Annotated in this window: 19 protein-coding genes, 1 pseudogene and 1 riboswitch; of the genes and pseudogenes, 8 read left to right on the top strand and 12 right to left on the bottom strand. The window is 73.0% G+C overall.

What is annotated here, in order from left to right; genetic code table 11:
* Positions 1-2: 2 nt before the first annotated feature.
* The 3 genes and pseudogenes from ACIRR9_RS07125 (at position 3) to ACIRR9_RS07135 (ending at position 2,223) form a co-directional block, all read left to right on the top strand.
* Positions 3-1,271 carry an RNA polymerase sigma factor gene (locus tag ACIRR9_RS07125; protein ID WP_403748455.1) on the top strand — a complete coding sequence of 423 codons (1,269 nt, stop codon included), beginning with the start codon at positions 3-5 and terminating at the stop codon, positions 1,269-1,271.
* A gap of 104 nt (positions 1,272-1,375) precedes the next feature.
* A pseudogene (locus tag ACIRR9_RS07130) lies at positions 1,376-1,897 on the top strand (serine hydrolase domain-containing protein); the annotation flags it as partial.
* Between the two features lie 218 nt (positions 1,898-2,115).
* The gene (locus ACIRR9_RS07135; protein WP_403748458.1) at positions 2,116-2,223 is read left to right on the top strand and encodes an alpha/beta hydrolase; all 108 of its coding nucleotides are present in this window, start codon (positions 2,116-2,118) and stop codon (positions 2,221-2,223) included.
* 54 nt (positions 2,224-2,277) lie between these two features.
* Here the strand turns inward: ACIRR9_RS07135 and ACIRR9_RS07140 are convergent, their stop codons facing one another.
* On the bottom strand, positions 2,278-3,189 hold the full coding sequence (locus ACIRR9_RS07140) for a pyridoxamine 5'-phosphate oxidase family protein (protein WP_403748460.1): 912 nt from the start codon (positions 3,187-3,189) through the stop codon (positions 2,278-2,280).
* Between the two features lie 4 nt (positions 3,190-3,193).
* The gene (locus ACIRR9_RS07145) at positions 3,194-3,886 is read right to left on the bottom strand and encodes a hemerythrin domain-containing protein (RefSeq protein ID WP_403748461.1); all 693 of its coding nucleotides are present in this window, start codon (positions 3,884-3,886) and stop codon (positions 3,194-3,196) included.
* A 215-nt stretch (positions 3,887-4,101) separates the two neighbouring features.
* On the opposite strand from ACIRR9_RS07145, the gene ACIRR9_RS07150 reads away from it, so the two are divergent.
* Entirely contained in the window at positions 4,102-7,428 is a 3,327-nt protein-coding gene (locus tag ACIRR9_RS07150; protein WP_403748463.1) for a BTAD domain-containing putative transcriptional regulator, read from the top strand.
* Positions 7,429-7,623: 195 nt separating this feature from the next.
* On the opposite strand, the gene pgm is transcribed toward ACIRR9_RS07150, so the two are convergent.
* The 5 genes from pgm to ACIRR9_RS07175 all read right to left on the bottom strand — a co-directional run bounded on the left by pgm (position 7,624) and on the right by ACIRR9_RS07175 (position 12,773).
* On the bottom strand, positions 7,624-9,264 hold the full coding sequence (gene pgm / locus ACIRR9_RS07155; RefSeq protein WP_403748464.1) for a phosphoglucomutase (alpha-D-glucose-1,6-bisphosphate-dependent): 1,641 nt from the start codon (positions 9,262-9,264) through the stop codon (positions 7,624-7,626).
* A gap of 229 nt (positions 9,265-9,493) precedes the next feature.
* Positions 9,494-10,249, bottom strand: a complete 756-nt coding sequence (locus tag ACIRR9_RS07160; protein ID WP_403748466.1) for a CbtA family protein — start codon at positions 10,247-10,249, stop codon at positions 9,494-9,496.
* Between the two features lie 22 nt (positions 10,250-10,271).
* Positions 10,272-10,493, bottom strand: coding sequence for a CbtB-domain containing protein (locus ACIRR9_RS07165; RefSeq protein WP_123979506.1), 222 nt, complete (start codon positions 10,491-10,493; stop codon positions 10,272-10,274).
* A 36-nt stretch (positions 10,494-10,529) separates the two neighbouring features.
* Positions 10,530-10,670, bottom strand: a riboswitch (cobalamin riboswitch).
* A 67-nt stretch (positions 10,671-10,737) separates the two neighbouring features.
* Positions 10,738-11,781 (bottom strand): enoyl-CoA hydratase/isomerase family protein, encoded by a 1,044-nt coding sequence (locus tag ACIRR9_RS07170; RefSeq protein ID WP_403748468.1) that lies wholly within the window; start codon positions 11,779-11,781, stop codon positions 10,738-10,740.
* A gap of 80 nt (positions 11,782-11,861) precedes the next feature.
* Complete coding sequence (locus ACIRR9_RS07175; protein ID WP_403748469.1) at positions 11,862-12,773, bottom strand: LysR family transcriptional regulator; 912 nt, start codon at positions 12,771-12,773, stop codon at positions 11,862-11,864.
* A gap of 139 nt (positions 12,774-12,912) precedes the next feature.
* Here ACIRR9_RS07175 and ACIRR9_RS07180 point away from each other — a divergent pair, with 139 nt between their 5' ends.
* The 3 genes from ACIRR9_RS07180 (at position 12,913) to ACIRR9_RS07190 (ending at position 15,084) form a co-directional block, all read left to right on the top strand.
* Positions 12,913-13,530 (top strand): LysE family translocator, encoded by a 618-nt coding sequence (locus ACIRR9_RS07180; protein WP_403748471.1) that lies wholly within the window; start codon positions 12,913-12,915, stop codon positions 13,528-13,530.
* Positions 13,531-13,651: 121 nt separating this feature from the next.
* The gene (locus tag ACIRR9_RS07185) at positions 13,652-14,221 is read left to right on the top strand and encodes a carboxymuconolactone decarboxylase family protein (RefSeq protein ID WP_384574018.1); all 570 of its coding nucleotides are present in this window, start codon (positions 13,652-13,654) and stop codon (positions 14,219-14,221) included.
* Positions 14,221-15,084: an RNA polymerase sigma-70 factor gene (locus tag ACIRR9_RS07190; protein ID WP_403749009.1), complete on the top strand. Its 864-nt coding sequence runs from the start codon at positions 14,221-14,223 to the stop codon at positions 15,082-15,084. The genes ACIRR9_RS07185 and ACIRR9_RS07190 overlap by 1 nt, the downstream gene beginning before the upstream one ends.
* A gap of 42 nt (positions 15,085-15,126) precedes the next feature.
* Here ACIRR9_RS07190 and murJ read toward each other — a convergent pair whose 3' ends face one another.
* The 3 genes from murJ to ACIRR9_RS07205 form a co-directional block, all read right to left on the bottom strand.
* Positions 15,127-16,770: a murein biosynthesis integral membrane protein MurJ gene (gene murJ / locus ACIRR9_RS07195; RefSeq protein ID WP_403748473.1), complete on the bottom strand. Its 1,644-nt coding sequence runs from the start codon at positions 16,768-16,770 to the stop codon at positions 15,127-15,129.
* 91 nt (positions 16,771-16,861) lie between these two features.
* Complete coding sequence (locus ACIRR9_RS07200) at positions 16,862-17,632, bottom strand: methyltransferase domain-containing protein (RefSeq protein WP_403748474.1); 771 nt, start codon at positions 17,630-17,632, stop codon at positions 16,862-16,864.
* A 96-nt stretch (positions 17,633-17,728) separates the two neighbouring features.
* Entirely contained in the window at positions 17,729-18,952 is a 1,224-nt protein-coding gene (locus ACIRR9_RS07205; protein WP_403748476.1) for an MFS transporter, read from the bottom strand.
* A 102-nt stretch (positions 18,953-19,054) separates the two neighbouring features.
* Between ACIRR9_RS07205 and ACIRR9_RS07210 the strand changes: the two genes are divergently transcribed.
* The gene (locus ACIRR9_RS07210) at positions 19,055-20,140 is read left to right on the top strand and encodes a DUF5937 family protein (protein WP_403748478.1); all 1,086 of its coding nucleotides are present in this window, start codon (positions 19,055-19,057) and stop codon (positions 20,138-20,140) included.
* A 46-nt stretch (positions 20,141-20,186) separates the two neighbouring features.
* Here ACIRR9_RS07210 and ACIRR9_RS07215 read toward each other — a convergent pair whose 3' ends face one another.
* Entirely contained in the window at positions 20,187-21,191 is a 1,005-nt protein-coding gene (locus ACIRR9_RS07215) for a VOC family protein (RefSeq protein WP_403748480.1), read from the bottom strand.
* Positions 21,188-22,060 (bottom strand): alpha/beta fold hydrolase, encoded by an 873-nt coding sequence (locus tag ACIRR9_RS07220; RefSeq protein WP_403748481.1) that lies wholly within the window; start codon positions 22,058-22,060, stop codon positions 21,188-21,190. Before ACIRR9_RS07220 ends, ACIRR9_RS07215 begins: the two co-directional genes overlap by 4 nt.
* Positions 22,061-22,065: the final 5 nt, after the last annotated feature.

The following is a 22,065-nucleotide window of genomic DNA, read 5'->3' on the forward strand; positions in this document are numbered from 1 at the left end:
ACGTGAGTGTCACGGACGACGTCGAGAAGGCCGTCGCCGCCGCCTTCCGCGAGGAGTGGGCCCAGGTCGTCGCCACCCTGATCCGGGTGACCGGCGACTGGGACCTCGCCGAGGAGTGCGCGCAGGACGCCTTCGCCCAGGCGCTCGAACGGTGGCGGCGCGACGGAGTGCCGCGCCGCCCCGGTGCATGGCTCACCACGACCGCCCGCAACCGCGCCCTGGACGTGCTGCGCCGGGAGGCGGTCGGGGCGGCGAAGCTGCGGGAGGCGGCGGTGCTGACGCGGGACGAGGAACCCTACGACCCGTACGACCCGGACCACGAGGGCGACGACAGCGGGGTGCGGGACGACCGGCTGCGGCTGGTCTTCACCTGCTGCCACCCGGCGCTGCCGATCGAGGCCCGGGTCGCGCTGACCCTGCGCACCCTCGCCGGGCTGACCACACCCGAGATCGCGCGCGCGTTCCTCGTGCCCGAGGCGACGATGGCGCAGCGGCTGGTGCGCGCCAAGCGGAAGATCCGCAACGCCGGCATCCCGTACCGGGTGCCGCCCGCGCATCTGCTGCCCGAGCGCACCACGGGCGTCCTCGGCGTGCTGTATCTGCTGTTCAACGAGGGCTACGCGGCCACGGCCGGCGCCGACCTGATGCGCTCCGGCCTGTGTGCCGAGGCCGTCCGGCTGGCCCGGCTGCTGGCCCGGCTGATGCCCGACGAGCCGGAGGTCGTAGGCCTGCTGGCGCTGCTGCTGCTCCACGACGCCCGCCGGGGCACCCGGGTGGACGCGGCCGGCGACCTGGTGACCCTGGAGGACCAGGACCGCACGGCCTGGGACCAGGGGGAGATCGATGAGGGCGCCGCGCTCCTGGAGGGCGCCCTGCGCCGGGGCCGCCCCGGCCCGTACCAGATCCAGGCGGCCATCGCGGCCTGCCACACCACCGCGGCGACCGCCGCCGACACCGACTGGGCCGACATCGCCGGCCTCTACGGCGAACTCCTGCGGTGCGTCCCCTCGCCCGTGGTCCGGCTGAACCGCGCGGTCGCCGTGGGCATGGCCGAGGGCGGGGAGGCGGGCCTCGCCCTGGTGGCGGAGCTGGCGGCGGAGGACGACCTGGCCGGCTACCACCTGCTGCCCGCGACCCGCGCCGACCTGCTGCGGCGCGTGGGGCGTACGCGGGAGGCGGCCGAGTCGTACGAACAGGCGCTGGCGCTGGTGGAGAACGCGGCGGAGCGCAGGTTCCTGGAGAAGCGGCTCGCGGAGTGCCGATCCGCGTAGGCACCAGGGGGTTCGCTCCACCGCTGCCCGGGGGTTGGCCACACCCCGGATACGGCGGCCCGCTGGAGTGATCGCGGAACGGGCGGTCCCTGGCGTGTTGGCGCATGGCAACGACTCCCGCGAAGTCCGTCCTGGCGTTATCGGTGGCGGCGATCGTGCTGGCGGCCGCGCCCGCCGTCACCGCACGGCCGTCGTCTCCAGGACCGTCCGAGCGCTGCGGCACGCACGACGACGTCCGCCCGGCGCTGACCGCGCTCACCGCACACGACCGCATCCCCGGAGCCTCGGCGCTCGCCGACGGCCCGTGCGGACGCTGGGCCGAGACCGCCGGTACGGCGGATCTGCGCACCGGCCGTCCCATGAACACCACCGACCGGCTGCGCGTCGGCAGCGTCACCAAGACGTTCACCGCGACCGTCGTCCTGCAACTCGCCGCCGAGCACCGGCTCTCGCCGGACGCCTCCGTCGACCATTACCTGCCCGGGCTGATCGACGCCCACGGCTACGACGGACGGCACATCACCGTGAGGCAACTCCTGCGCCACACCGTCGGGTTGCCCGACTATCTCGACGCGCCCGAATGGGAGCACCCGGAGCGGCTGCGCCACCGCCACTTCGAGCCGGGTGAGTTGATCGCGCGCGCCCTCGAACTGCCGCGTCCGCAGGGTTCATGGCACTACGCCACCACCAGCCCCGGACCCGCCGGCCCGCTACCACCACCAGCACCTCACCTGGAAGAGCTGTGTGCTCGGGCCGGACGACGACACCGGCAAGGACGTCGAAAAGGCCGGGGCCCGATGCGCCGACGTCACCGTACCGTTGGACTACGCCGACCCGGGCGGCCGTGTTCGGTGTCTACGGCAGCGACTGCGTCGACGCGACGGTCAACGCCTACCTCGCGACCGGGGAGTTGCCGGCCGCGGACGTCATCTGCGCCGCCTCCCCGCGCTGAGGGACGCCTCCGGTCCGACTCCAGTTGGAGTCGGACCGGAGGTTCGCACCGGGGTCAGGCCCTGCGCGCGTCCTGCGCCAGCGCCTTGAACTCCGGCCACCGCACGCGTGGCCGGGGCAGGCCGCGCCGGGACAGATAGCGGTCGGTGGCCCGCTTCGTGCTGCGCAGCACGCCCACCGCGTCGGTCACCCGGCCCGCGCCCATCGGCTCCACCACCTTGGCCGGGACCAGCACCCGTCCCGCGGCGCTCTCGCGCAGTTCGCCGCGCACGAGCGCGTTGTGCATGTGGTTCAACCGCTCGTCGTGCCGGTGCACGAGGAGCGAGGCGGGGCCCGGTACGGCCGGGCAGTCGGCCGGCACCTCCACGGCGAAGCCCTCGGGCGTGGGCACCGGCCGGGTCCGGGCCAGCACCGGCGCCCCGGAGGCGTCGCGCGCGGCGAGCACGGCCGTCGGGAAGCGGGCGAGTTGCGCGGCGCCCACCAGGTCACTGGCCGCAGCGAGGGTGCCGGACGCGGGCAACGGCGGTCGTACGAGCGCCTGTTGGGGCGTCACGGTGATCAGCAGCCGCAGGTAGTACCAGTCCATCAGCGGCCGCATGGGAGCGGTGAGGTACGACCGGCTGTGCGGCTGGCGTTCGAACAGCATCCGCCAGTAGTCCTCGGCGCCTTCGGGTCCGGTCATGATCTCGTCCGGGCATTCGGCCTCTCCGCCGACGAAGATCTGCGGGGGATCCGTGCGGCCACTGCCGGTGGGGTCGGAGAAGAGCAGGGCGACACGACCGTCCCGGCGGATGTTCAGCGCCTTCTGCGCGAACGCCAGGGACGTGCTGAGCAGCAGCGTCCCGTCCGGACGGCGCCGCACGGCCGTCGGCCAGGCCACGGGCGAGCCGTCGCGGCCCAGGGTGACGAACTCGCAGGTCCGGTAGGCGTCCAGGACGTCGAGCGGGGCGGAGTCGAGTACGGACACCGGGCTACTCCTCGTCCAGCGGGGCGCGCATGGTCCGGCGGAGGGCCGCGTACTGCCGCCGGCCGACGGCCTGCCACAGGAGGCGGCCGATCAGCGGGACCTTGCCCAGGAAGTAGGCGCTCTCCTCGGGCGTGGCCTCCTCCAGGATCGCGCCGAGGGCCAGCATCCGCTTGTTCTTCGGTATCCCTTCCATGCCGCGCTCTCCGACCAGGTCCCACTCGGCGACGGTCAGATGCTCGGCGACCAGCGGGAGCACCGACCGCTCCTCCTCGTCGAGGTGCTCCAGGAGCGCGGTGCGGTGTGCCTCCAGTGCGAGTGCCAGTTCCTCGGCGGAGATGCGGTCGGCGGACCGCTCCCACACCGGCGTCCACTCCGCCACGGCCGCCAGGGTGCGGTCGATGGTCTCGTGCTGCTCGGTCATCCGGCCCACCAGCGCCTCGTCCTGCGCCGCCCGGGACCGCAGCAGCGGCCAGATCAGCTCGTCCTCGGCATGGTGATGGTGGTGCAGGCCCATGGTGTAGTCGCCCAGGGCCCCGACGATCCGCGCCGCGCGGGCCGTGTCGCCTTCGGGTACGGCGCGCACCAGCCGGGGCAGCAGCGCCGACTCGCGGCGGAAGACCCGGTGGACCACGACCATTTCGTGGGTATGAGGACGCTCGGCGGTGGCCGTGACGCCATGGCTGCTGTTGAGGGACACGCTTGCTTGCTCCAACGATCGGATGTCTGCGTCGACTGTCTGCGTCGACCATTCACCGTGCCGCACCCCACTTGGCGTCCGCTTGGCGCTCGACTTGGCGTCCGCCCCGCACGCGTCCCGGCACTCGCCCCAACACCCGTCCAGGCGTCCCGCAGTGGCCTGCGTTTATCGTCTGTTGACGGGATCGAAGCGGTCCTCGGGTAGATTCCCGCAGCGTGCTGCGTTTGCGAGTCCTGGGTCCGCTGGGTGCCGAAGTCACCGGGACACCGGTCGAGTTGGGTGCTCCGCGGCAGCGTGCCGTACTGGCGCTGCTGATCGCGGCCCGGGGCGGGGTGGTACCGGTCGACCGGATGGCGGACGCGCTCTGGCGGGGTGAGCCGCCGGCGAAGGCGACCGTGTCGCTGCACGCCTATCTGTCCAACCTGCGCCGGTCGCTCGAACCAGGGCGGCCGCCGCGTGCGCCGGCCACCGTTCTGGTCACCGCGCCACCGGGATACGCCCTGAGGCCGGCCCAGGACGCGGTGGACGCCTGGCGGTTCGAGACCTGGGTCGGGCGCGCCCGTGACGCCCCGGCCGAGGAGGCGCGGCGGCTGCTCGCCGAGGCGCTCGGCTGGTGGCGGGGGCAGGCCTTCGCCGAGCACGCGGACGAGGACTGGGCCGCCGCCGAGGTGGCCCGGCTGACCGGGCTGCGCGCCGAGGCCCGCGAACTCGCCGTCGCCGCCGAGCTGCGCACCGGCCGGGCGGCGCAGGCCGCGGCCGACGCCGAGTCGCTGGTCCGGGAGGGTCCCCTGCGCGAGGAGGGCTGGCGGCTGCTCGCGCTCGCCCAGTGGGCCTGCGACCGGCAGGCCGACGCCCTCTCCTCGCTGCGCCGCGCCGCCGCCGTGCTGCGCGACGAGCTGGGCTGTGATCCCGGGCCCGCGCTGCGGGACCTGGAGCGCGCCGTACTCGACGGGCGGCTCGACGTGCTGCGCGCGGCCGTTCCCGAGCCCGCCGCCGTCGTCCTGCCCCCGCGCACCGGGCGCGGTCTGTTCGTGGGCAGGGACGCCGAACTGCGTGCCGTGGACGCGGCCGCCCGGGACGCACGGCAGGCGGGCGGTGTCGTCCTGGTCACGGGCGAGGCCGGCGCGGGCAAGTCCGCGTTTCTCGACCGGGCCGCCGTCCGGCTCCGGGAGGCCGGCTGGCGGGTGGTGATCGGCCGCTGCCCCGAGTACGAGGGCGCACCGCCCGCCTGGGCCTGGGTGGAGGCGCTCGGCTCACTCGCCCGCGAGGTCCCGCCGGACAGGCCCGACGAACTGGCCGTGCTGCTGCGGGAGCCGGAGAGCGCGGCCGCCCCGACCCGCGACGAGGCCACCGCGGGCCGCTTCCGTATGCACCGCGCCTTCGCCGCCTGGCTGCGCACCGCGGCGTCCGGGGCGCCCCTCGCCGTCCTCCTCGACGACCTGCACCGCGCCGACGCCGAGACGCTCGCCCTGGTCGAGGCGGCGGCTGCCGTCACCGGGGTCCCCCTGCTCACCGTCGCCGGTTACCGCCCCGCCGAGGTCGGCGACCACCTTCTCAAGACCCTCGCCCACCTCGCCCCGGCCGCCCCGCACCGGATCGCGCTCGGCGGCCTGCCCCCGCACGACACCGCCACCCTGGTCGACGCCGTCTGCGGGGCGCCCGTGGATCCGGCGACCGTGACCGCACTGGCCGAGCGCACCGGCGGCAACCCGTTCTACGTCCTGGAGAGCGCCCGTCTCCTCGCCGACGAGGGCGCCCTGGTCGCGATCTCCGAGGTCCCCCAGGGGGTGCGTGACGTGCTGCGCCGACGCCTCGCGCTGCTGCCCGCCGCCGCGCGGTGGGTCGTCCAGCTCACCGCGGTGCTGGGCCTGGAGGCCGAGGTGTCCCTCCTCGTCGACGCCGCCGAACTGGACGAGGAACAGGTGCTGGAGGGCCTGGACGCGGCGCTGGCCGCCGACCTGCTCGCCGAACCCGGGCCCGGCCGCGTCCGGTTCGTGCACGCCCTGGTCCGTGACACCGTCTACGCCGGCCTGTCCGGCGTACGGCGCTCCCGGCTGCACGCCCGGGTCGCCCGGCTGCTGCGCCACCACCGACCGGGCGAACTCGCGGCCCTGGCCCACCACTTCGCCCGCTCAGGCAGCGCCGCCGACGCCCCGCTCGCCGTCGACTACGCGCTGCGGGCCGCCGAGGCCGCCGAACGGCGGTACGCCCATGACGTCGCCGTCGCGCTCATCCGGCAGGCGATCGACACCCACACCGCGGCCATGGGCGAGGATGCCCAACCCGACGGGCTGATCGAGCTGTTGGTGCCGCTGCTGGGCGCGCAGGTGCGCACCGGTGCGACGGACGCGGCCCGGCGCACCCGGCAGCGGGCGGTGGAACTCGCCGAACAGGCCGACCGCGGCGACCTGGTCGCGGCCGTCTACGGGGCGTGGACCGAGCCCGCGCCCTGGCGCAGCCGGCTCGAAGGACCGTACGACCGGACCGCGCTGTCCCGCCTCGAACGGCTCGCCTCCGATACCGGGCTGGACGGCCCGACCCGCTCCCGCGTCCTCCAGGTCCTCGTCGACGCGGTCGCCGCGGAGGACGCGCCCCGGGCTCTGGAAGCGGCCGACGCCCAGCTCGCGCTCGCCCGTGCCGACGGCGAACCACGGCTGATGGCCGCCGGGTTGATGACCTCGGCGCGGCTGCTGCCGCACGAGACCCGGGCCGCCGTGCGACCGCCCCTGACCGCCGAGTTGCGCGAGCTCGCCCGCACCCACGACCTGCCCGCCTACCGCTGGGTCTGCGAGCACCTCGACGCGATGACCGCCGCCGCCCGCAACGACCCCGCCGCGGTGCACCGGCACACCGCGCAGGGCCTGGTCCTCGCGCGCCGCTACCGCATGGTGTGGGCGCAGGGACTCAGCGCCGCGACCTCCGCGATGCTGGCCGTCGTGACCGGCCGTTTCGAGGCGGCGGAGGCCGGTTATGCCGAGGCCGACACCCTGCTGCAGCGGGTGGGCGCCCACCACGCCACCGGGCTGCGCACGCTCGGGCTGATCAGCATGCGGCTCGCCCAGGACCGGGCGGCCGAGATCGAGCCAATGGTCCGTGCCGTGTACGAGTCGGCGGGCGGCTCGGTCGCGGTGGCCCATGCGCTGGTGCTGGCCCGTCTCGGCAGACTCGACGAGGCCCGGGCCGTGCCCGTCTCGCCGGATCCGCTCCGGGACCATCTGTACGGCCTGGAACTCGACTTCCGCGCCCAGCTCGCCGTACTCCACCGGGATCACGAGGCCGCGGCCGTCCTCCTCGGACACCTGCTGCCGGTGCGGGACCAGCTCGCCGGCGCGGCGGGCGCGGCCTATGCGAGCCGACCGCTCGCGCACGCCCTCGCCGATCTGCACCGGCTGCTCGGCGAGGACCGGGAGGCCGCCGAGGGCTACGCACTGGCCGAACGCACGGCACACGCCTGGGGTTCGGCCCATCTCGCCGCGAGCGCCCACCGGGCCGCCGCGGAGCTGGCCGAGAGCCGGGCGCGCAGGCGCACCTTCGCGACCTGACCGGGCGGACGCGCGGACCCGACCCGGCGGATGCCGGAGGTAACGATCCGGCGGATACGCGAGCCCGGCCCGGCGAATGCGCCGGCCCCATCAGGCGGATGCCGGACGAGGCGGTCCGGCAGGTCCGAGGCGGTCCGGCAGGTCCGAGGCGGCGCGTCGCGCCCGGTGGCGCGGGCGGGCGCGACGCGGGCGGTGTCAGCCGCCGAGGGCCGCGTCGACCACGGCCTTCGCCTCCTCCTGCACCCGGGCCAGGTGGTCGGGGCCCTGGAAGGACTCGGCGTAGATCTTGTACACGTCCTCGGTGCCGGACGGGCGGGCCGCGAACCAGGCGTTCTCCGTGGTCACCTTGATGCCGCCGATCGCCGCGCCGTTGCCCGGCGCTTCGGTGAGCACGGCGGTGACCGGCTCGCCCGCCAGGGTCTCGGCGGTGACCTGGGCCGGGGAGAGCTTGGCCAGGAGGGCCTTCTCCTCGCGGGTGGCCGGGGCGTCGATACGGGCGTAGGCGGGTTCGCCGAAGCGGGCGGTCAGGTCGGCGTAGTGCTCGGACGGGGTCTTGTCCGTCACGGCCGTGATCTCGGAGGCGAGCAGGGCGAGCAGGATGCCGTCCTTGTCGGTCGTCCAGACCGAGCCGTCCCGGCGCAGGAAGGAGGCGCCGGCCGACTCCTCGCCGCCGAACCCGATCGCGCCGCTGACCAGTCCGTCGACGAACCACTTGAACCCGACGGGAACCTCGACGAGTTGACGGCCGAGGTCGGCGGCGACCCGGTCGATCATCGAGGAGGAGACCAGGGTCTTGCCGATGCCGGCGTCCGCCGCCCACTGCTCGCGGTGGCGGTAGAGGTAGGAGATGGCGACGGCGAGGTAGTGGTTGGGGTTCATCAGGCCGGCGTCGCGGGTGACGATGCCGTGCCGGTCGGCGTCGGCGTCGTTGCCGGTGGCGACCCGGAACTCGTCGCGCTTCTCGATCAGCGAGGCCATGGCGTACGGCGAGGAGCAGTCCATGCGGATCTTGCCGTCCCAGTCCAGCGTCATGAAGCGCCAGGTGGGGTCGGTGTAGGGGTTGACCACTGTGAGGTCGAGCGAGTGCCGTTCGGCGATCCGCCCCCAGTAGGCGACCGAGGCACCGCCGAGCGGGTCGGCGCCGATGCGCAGCCCGGAGGCCCGGACCGCGTCGAGGTCGAGGACGCTGGGCAGGTCGTCGACGTAGACGCCCATGAAGTCGTACCGGCCGGTGGTGGGCGCGGCGAGCGCACGCTCGTACGGGATGCGCTGTACGTCCTTCATCCCGCCCGCGATGATCTGGTTGGCGCGGTCCTGGATCCAGGAGGTGGCGTCGGAGGCGGCGGGGCCGCCGCTCGGCGGGTTGTACTTGAAACCGCCGTCGGCGGGCGGGTTGTGCGAGGGGGTGACGACCACCCCGTCCGCGAGGCCGGCCGTACGACCCCGGTTGTGGGTGAGGACGGCGTGCGAGACGGCCGGGGTGGGGGTGTAGCCGTCGGCGCTGTCGACGAGGACGGTGACGCCGTTGGCGGCGAAGACCTCAAGCGCGGTGACCTTGGCGGGCTCGGACAGGGCATGGGTGTCGGCGCCCAGGAACAGGGGGCCGTCGGTGCCCTGGCCGCTCCGGTACTCGCAGATGGCCTGGCTGGTGGCCGCGATGTGGTCCTCGTTGAACGCGGTCGTCAGGGACGATCCGCGGTGTCCCGAGGTGCCGAACGCGACCCGCTGGGCAGGGTCGGCCGGGTCGGGGTGCAGCGCGTAGTAGGCCGTGACCAGCCGGGCCACGTCGACGAGGTCCTCCGGAGCCGCCGGCCGGCCCGCTCGCTCATGCGGCATGAGTCCACTTCCTCCGCAGTCGTTGATCGATCGCTCGGCGCCCATCTTTCCTTGTCAGCGGCGGTGGACGCGAGTGCGGCACCGTCCGTACGCCGAAGACACGGCGGGTTCACGGCGGGTTCACAGCAGCCGCAGGGCCCCTGCGGGCCCGGCGGGCGCACACGAAAGGGCCCCCGGACGGTTCCGGAGGGCCCTCGCGTGTCGTTCGGTGAGCTGCGGACATCCGCCGTCAGTGTGCTGCGGACATCTTCCGTGCGGCGGCCGGAGCCCTCGCCGGCTTCGGGTTGAGCACGCGCTCGGCCAACTCGCCGAACAGCAGCCCGAATCCGCCCCACAGGGTCAGCTGGATGGCCAGTGCCGAGAGCCGGAACCGCCACAGCAGGGTGGCCGGGAAGTCCTTCGGCACCTCGTTGACGACCGGCAGGAACTGGTAGGCCAGCCCGATGACGACGGCGAACGCGACCACCGCGAGCACCGTCGCCCACCAGGTGCCCAGCCGTGGCTGGAGCCGCTTTCCCAGGATGGTCGCGGCGACCGCCAGCAGCACGCTGAGCAGCATCATCAGGAAGTAGAGGGTGGTGCGTTTCCCGATGGTGTCCGGGTCGCCCACCGACGGCGGGTTGGCCGGGTACTTCAGGAACGGCACCACGTACACGGCGAGCAGCGCGCAGCCCGACAGCAGCAGCGCCGTCGCCCGCGGCGAGAAACGCCCGACGCGGCCCAGGGCGAAGCAGAAGGCGAGTGCGGCGATACCGCCGAAGGCGACCCCGTACACCAGCACACCGGTGGCCAGGCCCGCGGTGGACTGCAGGGAGCGGGAGACGACCTCCATCTCGTGCTCGTGCGAGTGGGCGTCCTCGAAGCTGATCGCCTTGTCGACGTTCGGCTCACCCAGCAGGTAGGCGGCGACCAGGGCGAGCACGCCGGCGGCAAGGCCGGCGAGCATGCCCCGCACCAGGAGGTTCCGTACCGTTGCGGAGTTCATGTGATGTACGGCGTCCCTCGCGTCAGTGGCAGGGGAAACCGAGCAGATGGCGGGCGTCGTGCACCCACTCGTGGACGTCCGTGCCGTTGAACACGGAGGTGGCGCCCTGCTCGGCGCCGACGAAGTAGAGCAGGACGAGCATCAGGATGCCGAAGAAGACCGCCCAGGGAGCTATCGCGGACAGCGGCAGCTTGGCGGGAACGGCGGGGGTGTTGGCTGTCGGCGGAGCGACGGTCTGCGCCATGGCAGGACCTCCTCTGGGAGTTCGCGTCCCAACTCGGTGGTGCACATGACGACGGCCACGGGTCTGACTGGCAAGCGCCCGGGGGCTCTTGCATACAGTGGCGCGACCGTGCCGGATTCCCACCGGCTTCCGTCTCGCCGTCGTCGATATCGGACAGACCGTACCGCGTGTGGAAGGTACGGCCAAGACCGCGTCACCGGTCGTGATCTTCGTCTCGCGCCTGGTGGGCGGTCGGCGGCCCGGCTCATCCGGGCGGGGCGAGGCCCAGTTCGCGCTCGCCGAGCGGCGCGAAGAAGCGGTCGACGTCGGCGTCGGTGACCTCGGCGAGGGTGGCCGGGGACCAGTGCGGGTGGCGGTCCTTGTCGACGACCTGGGCACGGATGCCCTCGACCAGGTCATGGGTGGCGAGAGTTGCGCAGGAGACCCGGTACTCCTGGTCCAACACCTGCTCCAGCGAGCCGAGTCGCCGAGCCCGGCGCAGGGACTTCAGGGTCACCTTGAGAGAGGTCGGCGACCTGGTGAGCAGGGTCTCCGCCGCCTGCTTGGCGGCCGGGTCGCCGTGCGCCGACAGCCGCTGGACGATCTCCTCGACGGTGTCGGCCCGGTAGCAGGCGTCGATCCACGCACGGTGGCCGGCCAACTCCCCTTCGGGCGCCGACCGCACATGCCGAGCAAGCGCTTCCGGTACGGGCCGTTCGGCGAGGTCGTCGACGAAGGGCCGGATCGAGCCGGACGGCATGAAGTGGTCGGCGAGTCCGCACAGCAGGGCGTCGGCGGCGCCGATCTGTGCGCCGGTCAGGGCGAGATGGGTGCCCAGTTCGCCGGGGGCGAGGGCGAGCAGGCGGGTGCCGCCGACGTCGGGGACGAAGCCGATCCCGGTCTCCGGCATGGCGATCCGCGAGCGTTCGGTGGCGATCCGGACGCTGCCGTGCGCGGAGACGCCGACACCGCCGCCCATGACGATGCCGTCCATGATCGCGACATACGGCTTGGGGTAGCGGGCGATCCGGGCGTTGAGGTGGTACTCGTCGTACCAGAAGGCGGCCGCGGCGGTGCCGTCGCCGTCGCGGGCGTCGTCGTGGACGGCACGGATGTCACCGCCCGCGCACAGGCCGCGCTCCCCCGCGCCGGTGATGACGACGGTCTCGACGGCCGGATCGTGCTCCCAGGCGGTCAGGGCTTCGGCGATCCGCAGCACCATCGGGTGCGACAGCGCGTTGATCGCCTTCGGCCGGTCGAGGGTGATGTGTGCGGCCCGGCCGGTCGTGTGCAGCAGGACGTCGCTCATCCGGACGCCTCCGTCGGTTCGTGGGCCACGGTGACGCGCATGTTCTCGTCGGTTCCTTCCGGGTCGGGTGGACTCGTCGGTCACGGACGATCTTCTCGCGACCGGTCGGTCCGCAGCGCGACGGCCCGTCGGAGTGCGTCCCGGCAGGCCACGACGGCGGGGTGCCCGCCCCGCCCGCGGCGTACGGCGGTGAAGACACGGCGCCCGGCGGGGAGTTGCCGCAGCTCGGCCGTCACCCGCTGTCCGTCCCGGACCAGGTCGGGAAGGAAGGCGGCCGCGAGTCCCTCCTCCACGAGGCGGAGGTGCAGCAGCAGGTCGGTGGTCTCGAAGCGTACGTCCGGTTCGAAGCCCGCGTCGCGGCACACGCCCATGGACCAGTGCCGTGCCGGAGTTCCTTCGGGTTCCATCACCCAGGGGTGGCCGGCGAGTTGCCGCAGTTCCGTCCTCGGGCCGCCCGCCGAGGGCGGCAGGGCGAGGTGGAGGGGATCGTCGAGCAGGTCCTGCTGTTCGAGTTCGGCGGGCCGACGGTGGGGGTTGCCGGGGTACTCCTCGGCGAGGACGAGGTCGAAGTCGCGGGCCTGAAGTGCCGGGAGGGACTTTTCCGGCTCCATGTGGGTGACGTGGACGCGCAGGTGCGGATGGGCCTCGCGCAGCAGCCGGAGCGCGGCGGGGACCAGGACCAGGGCGGCCGTCTGGAACGAGGCGACGCGCAGGGTGCCGGTCAGGTCGGTGAGGGAGGTCTCGATGTCGGCCTCGGCGCGTTCCAGGCGCTCGAGGACGGCTTCGGTGTGGGCGACGAGGATCTCGGCCTGCTCGGTCAGGCGTACCCGCCGCCCGACCGGCTCCAGCAGCGGGACACCGACCTCGGCCTCCAGCTGGGAGAGCTGCTGGGAGACGGAGGAAGGAGCGTACGACAGGGCCGCGGCGACGGCGGCGAGCGTGCCCCGGTGCTTGAGCTCGCGCAGCAGGCGCAGCCGGTGCAGATCGAACATCACGGGCCCGACCTCCCAGCAGCCAAGCGAATCATCAGGTTTTCCGATGACTATAGGTCGATAACATTCGCTGGACCGACCGTGGGTGCGCGTCGGAGTCTGCGGGGGTGAACCCCACCCCCTTCCCCAGGTCGGCCGCATGCTGACGCACCTCGCGGCCGCCGTCGCCGTCCTAGGACTCCTGACCGTCGTACCCGGCCCGGACATGGTGGTGGTCACCCGCCGCACCCTCGCCGCCGGTTCCCGGGACGCGCTGCGGACCGTCGGCGGGATCACGACCGGTCTGCTGGTCTGGGGCGTGCTGACCGCGGCCGGGCTCTCGGCCGTGCTGGCCGCCTCCCCCGCGGCCTACCTGGCCGTCCGGCTCCTGGGCGCGGCCTACCTGGTGTTCCTGGGCGCGCAGGCGCTGCGGCAGCACCGGCCCGGCGCGTCGGCCCCGGTGGCGGACCCACCGGGCCCGACGGCCGCAAGCGCTTGGCGGACCGGTCTGCTCTGCAACCTGTTCAACCCGAAGATCGCCGTCTTCTACGCCGGACTGCTCCCCGCCCTGGCCCCGCCCCGGTTGCCCGCCGCCTGGGCCAAGGCCCTCCTGGTGCTCCTGCACGTCAGTCTCACGCTGGTCTGGCTGGGCTGCTACGTACTCCTGATCTCCAGGACCCGGCACGTCCTCGAACGGCCCGGCGTCCGGCGCACGCTGGGACGGGCCACGGGCGTCGTACTGATCGGCTTCGGCGTCCTGGTGACGGTGGCCGCCTGAGCGCGCGGGGGACGGAGCCCGGGTCGAATTCGGCCGGAGCCTGTCACATGCGCGTGCCGGGCGGTGTCTTCATGCCGAACAGCCGGCGCACACCGCGTCGGCGACGCACAAGGAGCACACCATGGCGCTGCGCCTTCCGAAGGCCGAACTCCCCGCCGAGCTCAAGGAGAACATGGTCGAACAGCTCGGGGCCGTGCCCGAGAACGTCGAGGTGCTCTGGCACAGCCCCCAAGTCACGCAGGACAGCCTGGAGTTCGGCGGCAGGGTGGGCGCGTGGGACGCGGCCGACCCGAGCCTCAAGTCGTTCGCGCACATGGCGGTGGCGGCGCAGGTCGGCTGCAGCTGGTGCCTGGACGTCGGTTACTTCCAGGCGCGGAACGAGAACCTGGACCTGACCAAGGCCAGCCAGGTGCCGCGCTGGCGGGAGTCGGAGGTGTTCACGCCGCTGGAGCGGGATGTCATGGCGTACGCCGAGGCCATGACGGAAACCCCGCCGACCGTGACCGACGAGATGTACGCGGGCCTCTTGGACCGGCTGGGCGCACCGGCGATGGTCGAGCTCACCGCGCTGATCGCCTACGTCAACCTGGCGACCAGGGCCAATGTGGCGAACGGGGTCACCTCGCAGGGCTTCTCCGACGCCTGCGAGATCCCGCTGGCGAAGCGCCCGAATCGTCCGGCGACGGCATGATGGCCGACGTGCTCGAAGAGGATCCCTTCGTCTCCCACCGCAGTCTGCTGTTCACGGTCGCCTACGAGATGCTCGGGTCGGCGGCCGACGCGGAGGACGTGCTGCAGGAGTCCTGGCTGCGGTGGGCCGGTGTCGACCGGACGCGGGTACGGGACCCGCGGGCGTATCTCGTCCGGATCGTCACCCGTCAGGCGCTCAACCGCCTGCGGACGCTGTCCCGCAGCCGCGAGGACTACGTCGGCGAGTGGCTGCCGGAACCGCTGCTGACCAGTCCGGACGTCGCCGAGGACGTGGAACTCGCCGACAGCGTGTCGATCGCGATGCTCACGGTCCTCGAGACGCTCGCGCCGACCGAGCGGGCGGTGTTCGTGCTCCGCGAGGTCTTCGACGTGCCGTACGGCGAGATCGCGGAGGCGGTGGACAGATCTCCGGCCGCGGTACGGCAGATCGCCCGGCGGGCCCGTGAGCATGTGGCGGCCCGGCGGCCCCGGGTCCGGGTGAGCCCGTCGGAGCAGCGGACCGTCGTGGAACGGTTCCTGGCCGCGCTGCGCACCGGGCAGGTGCAGGAGCTGATGGAGGTGATGGCACCCGACGTGGTCCTGGTCACCGACGGCGGCGGACTCGCGAACGCCGCGCTCGCACCGGTCCACGGGGCCGAGCCGGTGGCGAGCCTGCTCGCACAGCAGGACCGCACGGTGTCGCCGGTGTGGCTCAACGGCGCACCCGCGGGCCGGATCGAGGCCGGGGGCCGGCTGGCCGCGGTGAGCGTGGAGGTGGCCGACGGCCGGGTCACCCGCATCCACGCGGTCGCCGCCCCGCGGAAGCTGACCCGGCTGGACAAGCCGGCCGAACTCACCCGGTGACCCCTCCGGTTCCGGGCGGGGTGGCGCCGCCCCGCCCGGGACTCACCCCAGCCCCGGCAGGCTGCGCAGTTCCGTCGTGCGCAGGAGCCGGGCGAAGGCCAGGAACAGCAGCACCATCGTCAGCCCGCCCGCGGCCAGCGAGAGATAGCCCGAAACCGAACTCCGGTCGCAGGCTCGGGTGATGAACCAGCCCGCGGCACCGGCGGCGGTGGCGGCCGCGACCAGCTTCGTGTACGTACGGCAGATCCGCCGCCCGTCGAGCAGTCCCTCGGTGCGCCGCCGCAGCCGCACGGCCGTCAGCAGCAGGCCGATCCCGTAGGACAGGGAGTAGGCGGCGGCCATCCCGGTGACCGCCCAGCGCGGGGAGAGCAGCAGATGGCAGGCCAGGGCGAGCGCGATGTCGGTACCGCTGATCCAGACGGCCATCCGGAACGGCGTGCGGGTGTCCTCGAAGGCGTAGAAGCCGCGCAGCAGCAGGTACTGCGCGGAGAACGGGATCAGTCCGAGGCCGAAGGCCTGCAGCATTTCGCCCAGCGGGACGGTCTCGGCGGCGTCGGCGGTGCCGTGGGCGAAGATCAGCCGGGCGATCTGGGGTCCGAAGGCGAGGAAGAAGAAGGCGGCCGGGACGATGACGACACCGCTGACCCGCAGCGCGCGGGACAGGTCCGTGCGCAGATCGCCGAGCCGGTCCTCGGCCACGGCCCGGCTCATCCTCGGCAGCAGCGCGGTCACCAGGGAGACGGTGACGATCGACTGCGGCAGCATCCAGATCTGCTGGGCGTAGCTGTACGCGGTGAAGCCGACGCCGTCGTGCGGCCGGGCCACGTCGGCCGCGGAGGCCAGTCTGGTGACGACCGTGCTCGCCACGAGGTTGGCCAGCACGAACAGCAGGGTCCAGCGGGCCGCGGAGACGCTCTTGCGCAGGCCGGCGCCACGCCAGTCGAAGCGCGGGCGGAACCGGAACCCGGCCGCGAGGGCGTAGGGGATCAACGCGAGCGCCTGGACGGCCAGGGCGAGGGTGGTGCCGATCCCGAGCAGCCTGACCTGGGCGCCGGTGATGTCCGAGACCTGTTCCGGAACGGTCAGCAGGCCGAGGTAGAGCCCGAACATGGTGATCAGGACGACGTTGTTGAGGACCGGTGTCCACATCATGGCGCCGAACCGGTTCCGGGCGTTGAGGACTTGACCGAAGATGCTGAAGACGCCGTAGAAGAAGATCTGCGGGAGCAGGAAGCGGGCGAAGACCACGGTCAGCTCGAACGCGTCGTGGGTGGCCGGTGTGTCCCGCTGGTAGACGCTGATGATCTCGGGCGCGGCCCAGGTGGCCAGTGCGGTCCCGAGGCCGAGGACGCACAGCACCAGCGTGACCAGGCGCTGTTCGAAGGCGGCGCCGCCGTCGGGGTCCTCGGTGCGGGCCCGGACCAGTTGGGGCACCAGGACGGAGTTGAGCGCACCGCCGATCAGCAGGAAGTACAGGCTGGTGGGGACGGTGTTTGCCTGGTTGTAGGTGGTGGCGAACAGTCCGGTCCCCAGTGCGGCGGCCTGTAACACCATCCGTATCAGCCCGGTGGCGCGCGAGACCACCGTGCCCGCCGCCATCAGCGCGGACGAACGCGCCAGCCCGCCCCCGCTGCCGGGCTTCGCGTGCGACCGCGGCGCCCGCGGCGTCGTCGTCTTCTCGATCATGGGCCTAATCTACTGACGCAGCACCCGCGGGCGGGGCACCGGCCCTGCCGACTCCCTTTGGTTCAGGCGGAGTTGGCGCGGACAGGGATCGTCAGCGGGAGCAGATGACGGTGACGAGGGTGAAGGAGGCGAAGAAGGGCCCTTCGGAGAGCGAGCTGAACCACCGGCGGCCGCGGGCCTCTTCCACGTGACCGTCCTGGATGGCCCGCTGCATGTTCCGGCCGAGTCCCAGGGTGTGGTCCGCTTCCGGGAAGTCGAGGAAGACGGGTGTGGTGGCCTTCACGGTCTCGACCACGAAGCCCGCGCGCTGGGCGTGACGGGCGAGGCTGCGGCCGATGGTGGCGTGCCGGACCGCCTCCGAGGTGGTGTACCGCGTGAAGGCGCGGCTCGTTTCCAGATCCTCCGCATCGACGATCAGGGTGTCCCAGTCGGGCTCCGCCAGCGCGATCCGGGATCCCTGCCGCGTAGCCGCGTGGAGTTGCGCCAGCACTTCGGCCGGCTCGTCGACATGCATGAGGACCCGGTCGATCTTGGCCCTGTCGACCGTGCCGGGCTCGACGGGCAGCGCGTGGACGTCGGCTTCGCGGATCTCGACGGCCGGCAGGTCGCCGGTGCGTCGGCGGGCTTCGGCCAGCATCGCCGGGTCACGGTCCACGCCGATCACCGTGCCGCTCACGCCGACGCGCTCCGCCAGTGCGGGCAGGTCCGTGCCCGGGCCGCATCCCACGTCGAGCACGGTCTGGCCCGGCCGGACGTCCAGCAGTTCCAGCAACTCCTGCTTGTAGGCGCGGCCGGCGCCGGCCGCGCCTCGCAGCATGTAGACGGCAGGGTCCGGTCGGGGTGCGCCGAGAGTCGTCGCCATGCGAAAGAGTGAAGCACGGTCCTCATCCATGGGCGGCGCAATACGAGAACCGGTGACTCGTCCAGGCTGCCGACGCGGGCTCGATCGCGGCCGTGATCACTCCCGGTCGCCCCGGGTTCCCTGTTGCTCCTGCCCGCGGGCCACGACGGCGGCGGAGACGAGTGTCGCGGCGGTGAGACTGCCCCAGAGGGCGGCCGGACCGTGGGGTGCGAGCGTGGTGATGACCGCCGGGGAGACGGCGAGGCCGAAGCCCGTGGAGAGCTGGAAGCGAGCGAGGGCGCGGCCCAGGACATGGGCCGGGGCGAGGGCGGTGACGAGCGCGGTGGCGCTGCCGGCGTAGACGATCTCGCCGATCGTGCAGACCACGGACACCGCGGCGACGGCCGGGACGGCCCAGCCGTGTCCCAGTGAGGCGGCCGCGAGGAAGCCGAGGTAGGACACGGCCAGCACCACGCCGGAGAGAGCCAGCACGGCCCGCCGGGAGTAGCGGGACAGCAGGACGGTGACCGGCACCTGCAGGGTGACCACCAGCACCGTGTTGGCCACGAAGACGGCCGCTGACCACATCGGGGACGCGTGGAGCTGCGTCACCAGGACCAACGGGAGCGCGATCTCGGGGACGTTGAGGCAGAAGACGTAGACCACATTGGCGGCGAGCAGCGTGCGCATCCGGGGCGCGGGCCCGTCGTGACCGTCCCCGGCCCGTGCGGCCTGCGCCGGCTGTGCGTGCACGTGGACCGACCATGCCAAGGAGGCTGCGGCGAGGTAGGCGAGCCCGGTGACGACCGCCAGCGCCCGCAACGCGGTGGTCCCGCCGGCCAGGCATGCGGTGGCGAGGAGTGCTCCGACGCCCAGGGCGGCGTTGCGCAGGGCGCGGGCTCCCGCGAGCGCGGTGTCGCGTTCCCGGCCGTGGGCGACCGTGGCCACGAGAGCGGCGTGGGCGGCCGGCCAGGCCTGGTTGCCGATACCGAGGAAGAGCGCCGCCGTCGCGAAGAGCAGGACGTCCCCCGCCGGGGCGGCCAGCAGCAGCACCACGCCCAGCACCCGTACCAGCATCGCCGCCGCCACGACCGTGCTGCGTGCGCCCCGGTCCAGCCAGCGGCCCACCGCGGGCATGCACACGAGACCCGCGACGACGCCGGCCGTCATGGCGGTGCCCGTGACGGGAGCGGACAGTTTCAGCACCGTAATGCCGTAGAGCAGCAGAAACGGCCGCAGCAGGCCGGTGCCGAGCGCGTCCACGGCCAGGGCGACGGTGTAGCGGGGGCCTCCGGAGGCACGGACGAGGGCGCGGGGCCGGATTCCGGTGATGGTTGTCATGGCGTCAGACGGTGCGTCCGGCAACCGGTGCGGGGCACGTCGATTGACGTCCTTCGTCAATCGACGCCGTCACCGGGGTGTCCTGGCAGTGATGATGGGGGAATGACGCTCAGGATCGACATCAGCGGTCTGCCGTCCGAGCCGGTGCGGTTCGCCGCCTCCCCGCTGGCCGAGCTGACCGCGATGCTGCATGTGCTGGCCGAACCCGGTCACCATCCGCAGTTCGCCGGCTGGGCCGCGGACGTCTGGGCCGGGCTGCGGCCGGAGTCGGCCGAGCGGCTCAGGGAGGCGGAGTTCCTCTGGCGTTCCTCACAGGCCGACTTCCTGATCCCGGCGCGGCCCCGGCCGACCCTCGCCGAGGAACTGGACGACGTGGACCGGATCGACGACGAGACCTATGTGACCGCCGCGCTCGTCACCACGTGCGGCAGCAACCGGGTCCATTTCCGCGGGGCGTCGCCGCTCACCGACACGACCGCTCGCGAGCAGGCCCTGGACCTGGCCCAGGCCCGCGGCGCGCTGCAGGAGGCCTTCGCGGAACGGCTGCTCGCGGACCCGGCCGCGGTGCGGGCGCGGGTGCGCCACACCCTCGAAGCATGCGCCGAGGCGTTCTTCGACCACGCCTGGGCGGGCGTCGCGGTGCGACTCGCCACCGATCTGCGGCTGAAGAACGAACTGCTCAGGCGCCAGGGCATCGGGGCGGCACTGGCCTCGGTCTCCGGCGCGGTCACCCTGGCACCGGACGGCGGCTGCATCATCGTGGACAAGGTGCAGGACAAGGCGACCGCCGCCCGTGGCGCGGGGGTCACCTTCATCCCCAGCGTCTTCGGCCGCCCGCACCTGGTCGCGGTCCATGCGCCCGGATGGCATCCGGTCGTGCAGTACCCCGTCGCCGAGCCTGGTCCGGCGGCGCCGGTCTCCCTGGAGACGGTCACCCTCCGGCTGGAGGCGCTCGCGCATCCGGTACGGCTGCGGCTGCTGCGCACCCTGGCCCGCGGCCCGCACACCACCGCCGAACTGGCCCACTTCTGGGAACTCTCGCCCCCGGAGGTGTCCCGCCACCTCGCCGTGCTGCGCCGCGCGGGCCTGCTCACGTCCCGCCGGCAGGGCCGTTACGTCCGCTACACCCTCAATCTGCCCGATCTGACGGATCTGGGACCCGACCTGCTGGCGGCCGTACTGCGCTGAGCGTCCCGGGTCCGCCCGGCGCGGCACGTCAGCGGCCGGGCGGCCCTCAGTCGTCGGGGATGCCGGCTCCGCTGAGCGCGGGGACGGTCCGCTCCGGGCGGGCCAGGGAGCGGACGCCGAGGCGGAACCGGTCGAGCCTGTCGATGATCGTCTGGCCGACCGGGGTGTGGCCCCAGACGCTGATGCCCTGGTGGGTGCCTGGTTCCCAGGTCGACTCGTCGATGACGATCGGGTTCCAGCCGACCTCCCACTCGAAGCCCGAGGGGGTACGGGCGTAGTAGGAGAGTTCCCTGTCGTTGGTGTGCTGTCCGACGGACAGGGCCATGTCGAAGCCGAGTTCGTGCACGCGCTGGTAGCTGCGGGCCAGGTCGTCCAGGGAGGCGGCCTGGATGTTGAGGTGCTGGACGCGGGTACGGACGGGGTCGATCGGCAGCCCGCGTACGGCGGCGATCGCCAGGGAGTGGTGGCGTTCGTTGACGCGCAGGAAGCGGATCTTGAGCTTGACGCCGCTGATGGTCTCGTCGATGTAGTCGGTGAGGCGGGCGTCGAAGACGGTGTCGAAGTAGCCGCGCATCAGGGCGGGCCGGGTCGAGGTGATCGCCACATGTCCCATGCCCGCGTCGCCGGTGACCCAGCCGGAGGCGAGCATGTCCAGGGGTTCGGCCGAGCGCACCGGGGTGGTGCAGATCTCCTGGGTGATGCCCTTGGGGCCGGGGAAGCGGAGCAGGCGTTCGACGCCGCGCTGCTTCGCCTCCTCGGCGGTGCCCTCGGCCACGGGGACTCCGTGGGCGCGGACGCGGGCCTCGATCCGCTCGAAGGTGGCGTGGTCGTCGAGGTGCCAGCCCGTCGCGACGACGTCCTCGGCGGGCCCGCGGCGCAGCAGGAAGCGGCATTCCCGGTCGTCGAGACGGAACCGCATCAGGCCGGTGTCGAGGTCGTCGTGGTGCATGCCGATGGCGTCGGTGCCGAACCGGCGCCAGTCGGCGAACCTTTCGGTCTCTATGACGAGGTAGCCGAGGTGGACGGCTCCGAATACGGAGGTGGCGTTCATCGACGGCCTGCCAGGAAGTCGGCGCAGACCCGGTTGAAGAGTTCGGCTCGTTCGAACTGCACCCAGTGCCCGGTGTTGGCGACCTCGTACAGATCGCAGTCGGGCATCCGGGCGGCCAGCATCCGGCCGCCGGAAGGGCGGTTGACCTTGTCGGCGGCGCCCCAGAGCACCAAGGTCGCAACGGGCAGCCGGGACAGCCGTTCGTCGCGGGTGAAGTCGGTCCTCCACAGGGTGCGCAGCGCGTTCGGGCCGGAGGGGCGGCGCAGCGGCGGGGCTGCCACGACTTCCGGGTCGATGCTCGCCCGGTAGCGGGCGTCGATCACCGAGTCCGGGACGTCGGCCGCGTTGAAGACGAGGTGGTTGCGGATGAACTTCTCCAGCTTCGGCCGCGAAGGGCCGTCCCCGGTGTAGTAGTCGAGGAGGCTGTTGAGGCCGGGGGTGGGCAGGGCGCGGGTGGTGCCGATGCCGCCGGGGCCCATCAGGACCATCCGGTCGACGCGGTCGGGGGTGTCCAGGGCGAGCCGCAGGGCGCAGGCGCCGCCGTAGGAGTTGCCCACCAGGTGGGCCTTGGCCAGGCCGAGTCCGTCGAGCAGGCCGCGGATGCCGTCGGCGAGGTGTCCGAAGGGGTCGGCGCCGTCAACTCCCTTGGTGCTGCGGCCGTAGCCGGGCAGGTCGGGGACGATGACCCGGTACTCCTTGGCCAACTCGCCTATGTTCCGGCTGTAGTTGGAGACGCCCGAGGCGCCGGGACCGCCGCCGTGCAGGAGCAGGACCGGCGGGCCGTCGCCGGTCTCCGCGACGAAGATCGTCTTGCCCGGGACGTCGAGCAGGTACTCCTGCATCGGCGGAAGTGGCGTGTGCGTGGTCATGGCGG

Origin of the sequence: Streptomyces sp. NPDC101234, assembly GCF_044767525.1 — a bacterium.
GTDB lineage: Bacteria > Actinomycetota > Actinomycetes > Streptomycetales > Streptomycetaceae > Streptomyces > Streptomyces sasae.